Annotated in this window: 5 protein-coding genes; 2 read left to right on the forward strand and 3 right to left on the reverse strand. The window is 54.7% G+C overall.

What is annotated here, in order from left to right:
- Positions 1–236 precede the first annotated feature (236 nt).
- Together SV7mr_RS15405 and queG are read left to right on the forward strand one after the other, a co-directional pair.
- Positions 237–1,514 (forward strand): FG-GAP repeat domain-containing protein, encoded by a 1,278-nt coding sequence (locus SV7mr_RS15405; RefSeq protein WP_419187437.1) that lies wholly within the window; start codon positions 237–239, stop codon positions 1,512–1,514.
- A gap of 52 nt (positions 1,515–1,566) precedes the next feature.
- Entirely contained in the window at positions 1,567–2,640 is a 1,074-nt protein-coding gene (gene queG, locus SV7mr_RS15410) for a tRNA epoxyqueuosine(34) reductase QueG (protein ID WP_145273958.1), read from the forward strand.
- A 48-nt stretch (positions 2,641–2,688) separates the two neighbouring features.
- On the opposite strand, the gene SV7mr_RS15415 is transcribed toward queG, so the two are convergent.
- The 3 genes from SV7mr_RS15415 to SV7mr_RS25455 form a co-directional block, all read right to left on the reverse strand.
- Positions 2,689–3,720: a TIGR03009 domain-containing protein gene (locus SV7mr_RS15415; protein ID WP_419187438.1), complete on the reverse strand. Its 1,032-nt coding sequence runs from the start codon at positions 3,718–3,720 to the stop codon at positions 2,689–2,691.
- A 322-nt stretch (positions 3,721–4,042) separates the two neighbouring features.
- The gene (locus SV7mr_RS15420) at positions 4,043–4,294 is read right to left on the reverse strand and encodes a hypothetical protein (protein WP_419187439.1); all 252 of its coding nucleotides are present in this window, start codon (positions 4,292–4,294) and stop codon (positions 4,043–4,045) included.
- 265 nt (positions 4,295–4,559) lie between these two features.
- On the reverse strand, positions 4,560–4,885 hold a 326-nt coding region (locus SV7mr_RS25455), incomplete at its 5' end, for a hypothetical protein (RefSeq protein WP_419187440.1).

Raw genomic sequence — 4,885 nt, forward strand, 5'->3', positions numbered from 1 at the left:
TTTGCAAGGCAGAGGCATCGATCGTCTCAATGGCCGGCCGGGGAGGGTTTTGCTGTGGCTGCTTGCGGTTGGCGTTGCCCGTTTTTTTTGGTGCGTGCAAGCCCGCCACCCTACGAACTCAGCCCCGGTTCGATGAAATCGCGTTTGCCAGAGAATCCCCGGGGATACGCAACATCAACCAGAATGATAACATGTTCAAAACGGTGATGCTGAAACCCTTTCTACCGAGCCCCGCCATGCCCTCCTTCTCCATCCAGACCACGCCAGCGCTGCGCATCACGCTTTGCTGCATCGCCTTGCTCAGCTTTTCTCTGACAGCGTTCCTTCAACACGCCGTTGCCACCGAACCGCAACTCCCAACCTCGGTGCAGTGGAAATCCATTCGCTTGCATTCGGTTTTTCACGCCGAAGGCGGCGCCTGTGGTGACCTTAACGGTGACAAGATCACTGACCTCATCGAAGGTCCACTGTGGTATCAAGGCCCTGACTTTAAGCAGGTGCACGAAATCGCCCCGACAAAGACCTTTCCAAAATCGGCGTACAGCGACCATTTCTTCAGCCATGTGGCCGACGTAAATCGTGACGGAGCAAGTGATGTCATCGCGATCGGATTCCCCGGCCAACCGGCTCGCCTATACATCAATCCGGGCCATGATCAGCTGAGCGATCCACAACAAGTCAAGCACTGGGAAGTGTCCAACCTTACGGGCCCGGTCGACAATGAATCACCGATCTTCATGGATCTGATCGAGGGGGGGCTGCCAGAATTGGTCTGCGGATCGCAGTCTCGCTACGGCTACTTCCAAGCCGGGCCAGACGCGACCCAACCCTGGATCTGGCATCCGGTCGCTCGCGAGGGCTCCTGCCCTCACAAGTTTGTGCACAGCATGGGCGTTGGCGATGTAGACGGCGATGGAAGGCTGGACGTTTTGGACCGCACCAAGTGGTGGCGACAGCCAAAGTCGCTTGAAGGTGACCCTCAGTGGGAAGAACACCAATGGGCCGACGCAGCCTATGGCAGCGGCGGCGCCCAAATCTGCGTCGGCGACGTTGATGGCGATGGAGACGCTGACATTGTGACTTCCTATAACGCCCATGCCTACGGACTCGGCTGGTTCGAACAAGCCGACGACGGCAGCTTTACCAAGCACGATCTCATGACCGCGTCAACCGATGACTTTGACCATCGAGTCGCCTTTAGCCAACTGCATGCCGTCGTCTTGATTGACATGAACGGGGACAAAGCACTGGACATTGTCACTGGACGCCGCCATTACGCCCATGGTGGCCATGACCCTGGCGGAAAGGAACCGCCAGTGCTGTTTTGGTTTGAAAACACGAAAACGAAAAATGGACTCCATTTCGAACCTCGTTTGATCGATGGAGACTCAGGTATCGGTGTTGAGGTCACCGTCGATGATTTTAATGGCGATGGCAAACCGGATGTGCTCTCGGCCAGCAAGCGAGGGCTTTCGGTCCACTTTCAAACCACACCACTGACAATCCCCAAATAGCATCCTTTCCCAACACGCTTGATCGCGAGACTACCGTTAGGCCATCGGCACCATGACAGTACTTGAAACGGATTCAAGCCACGAAGATGCCCCGACTTGGCTCGCCTCTGTCAAAGCCCAAGCCACTGAGCTTGGCTTGGTCAATCTTGGCATCACCCCCGCTGTGCAAGCGACTGGCTTCGCCCCTTTGACGGAGTGGATCGAATCCGGCTATGCAGCCAGCATGGACTACTTCGCCAATCGCCTGGACGCTTATCGTCACCCGCAGGGCGTCATGCCGGGGGTGCAAAGCATCATGGTCTTCGCTTGGCCCTATCCGACCAACGCCTCTCAGGAAACTGCCCCCGGCAACGGAAAGGTTGCCCGTTACGCCTGGTCAGGCGTGGATTACCACGACAGCATCCATCGAATGCTCAAGACACTGGCCCGAACCATGAAACAGTCTGCTCCCGAGCTTCGCAGTCGCGGCTGTGTCGACACGGCTCCACTGTTAGAGCGGGAACTGGGACAAGCCGCTGGCCTTGGCTGGACAGGTAAGAACACGCTGCTTCTCAACCGCAACCTAGGCAGCTACTTCTTTCTCTGCTGCCTCATGGTCGACTGCGAACTGCCTTATGATGACGCCTTTGAAAGCTCACATTGCGGCACCTGCACTGCTTGCCTGGACCACTGCCCAACCGATGCATTCGTTGAACCGGGGTTAATGGATGCCGGCAAATGCATCAGCTATCTGACCATCGAACATCGCGGCTCGATCGATCATGACTTGCGACCTGGTATTGGCAACTGGGTCTTTGGTTGTGACGTGTGCCAAGAAGTTTGCCCCTGGAACCGAAAACCTGCCAAACAACCTCGGCAATCGCGGCAGCATTATCCGCTTCACGAACTGGACTTGCTGGGATTGTTCTCGCTTGACGAGGACAGCTTTCGAGCCAAGTATCGCAAGAGCCCCTTCTGGAGGACTCGGCTGCAAGGCATGCAGCGCAACGCTGCCATTGTGCTTGGCAACCAGAAAGCCAAACACGCACTCCCCGTGCTGACTCAGGCTGCTAAAAGCGACGACGCAGTGGTCGCTGAAGCCTGCCAATGGGCCATCAATCAAATCAATTCGCCACCGACCGACTAAGCTTCAATCGCCGCTGGCAACCAGCGGCAATCCAATGCACAACGCGTTTCACTTGCGTGCTGCAGGCGGAGCCGTTGCAACAGGAACAGGCAACTGCTCTCGAGTGATCTCCCAACCCTTCGGTGGAGCTGCTGGAATGAAGGCGTTCGCAAATCTTGCGACCGCAGCCCCCACACCGTTACGCTTCACATTCTTGAATTGATAAACGTCTTTGTCGGGTGCTGTCTTCTCGTTAAAGTGAGGCGGGTAAAGCACCAGCGTCTGAATATTCAACTGCTGGTCTAACATCACCTGCACCAACTTGTACTGACTTCGATCTTGCTGTGTTTTTGGAAATGCGTTGATGAGGTACGTTCCCGCGACGGGCGACGCAACCAACTGCAGCCAGTAACGTCGCTTCAAGTCTTCGGCATCAAGATTGAACACAAATGGCAGCGGGCTATTGACGATTGCATTGCCCTGCATGCCCGCCGGCAGCATCATGATCTTGCACTTCTCTTCTTGATAGTCGTACTCGATCAATTCACGACCATTGCAGACCCAGTGCGGTCCGAGCCGAATTTCTTGGCCAGTCTTTGGATTGACACCAAATGCAAATTTCGGTGGACCACCCGCTGCTCCAAGCCCTTGGAAAAACAGCATCTCCTCAACCTTGAAAACGCCTTTGTCAGGCTTGCTGTACTTCAGCACCCCATTGCCTTTGGTGGCGTGAACGTTGGCGGGGGCTTTTTTGATCGCGTAGTGCCAATGCTCGAAGTCGGCCTCTAATGTTTTGGTACCTTGACTATGGCTTTCCCATGCAGCCAGAATCTGATTGAGTGCCGCAACAACCTTGGTATCCTGAGCAGGAAACGGTTGGCCAAATGTGGCGATGGCTGGCTGTTGATTCTGAACCTGCTGAATCGGTTGCTGCGCTGTGCCGGCAAGCTGAGCCTCTGCGGTCACCGGCAAACACATGCATAGCCAAGCGATGAAAAAGAGAGCGGTCAATCGCTGCCAACTGCTCTCCCTAAACGATTCGGCCACGAAGGGATCGCCCGCGAACGCAAAGTTGGTGGCCGACTGTTTGCAATCATGCATCGCTAAACTCATCCTTGATAACACACGCGTCCTTGAGACAAAGGCCTCAGACCGCATCAATTCTTGTTTTTACCCACAGACATCTGCAACGAGTCGCTGCAATTTCCTACCCATTGCGACATCGCTACATCCGTTACACATACGGTGCTGGACGCCTCTGAGAGACTTTTACCAGGGTCTGGCAAAGGGACGAAAGATGAATCACAAGAACAATCAGGATCTGTCAGAAAGTTGAGCCCCGGGCACAACACAAAAAAACCGCAGCCTGGTTTTGGCTGCGGTAAAGTCATGCGACAATCGCCTGAAGGCGAACAAGAAACGACTAGGAAACACTCGCCATCGACGAACGAGTCGCTTCGGAGTTATCGCGGTTGGCCTCAACGAGAGCGAATCGATCTCGCCAGAGAAATCGTTGCACCAAGCCGGGACGTCTTAAATTGGGATCATCCGGGGAGACAACATGCAGTTTTCCTCGAGCGGTCACCAAACGCAACCGCCCATCCGCAAGTACTTCATCAACGACCCAGAACTTATCGACGACGTAACCGTAAGTTTCCCCTTTCGGAGACGCCATCACGTGCGCAGCTCTTCGACCGGGATTCGCTCCCTGCTTACTTTTTCGATAAACGGCCCAATCGCCGATTTTCCAATTCGATTGCATCATTCAACTCCCTGCCCAACGTCTCTCGCCCAATCCCCATCCCATGCAGACTGGCAATGACCCGGAAGAAACCGCTCACGATCTAGTGATTCCCCAACAGCCCCTCACCTAGCGTACTCAAAGGGCTCCTTCACATCACAATCTAGCGATACATTCCCTGCCCAAGAAAGGACAAAGGTCACTCGTTTACTACTAACCTACCATATTTTCCCGAATTCTTCGCATTGCAAATCACCGATTCAGTCGTGCAAACCGAAATAACCCCCCAAAAGCCGCAGAATACGCTCGAACTGATCTGAGCGTCCCATGCCAGTCCAATGTCGCCGGTCGTTCTGGCTGCGAGCCCCATCAGTGGTTTTTGCGTTTGCCAGGGTTCGGTCAACAGCACTCTCCCGCTTGCGGGAGCGGCTGTGTTAGATGTCAAGCGTTTTGTGGATTTTCCCATGCTGTATTTGTTTTGACCATTGTGTTGAGTGTGATGAGGATTTTGCGCATGCATGCGGT

It is taken from the genome of Stieleria bergensis (assembly GCA_007745635.1).
Taxonomy (GTDB): Bacteria; Planctomycetota; Planctomycetia; order Pirellulales; family Pirellulaceae; genus Stieleria; species Stieleria bergensis.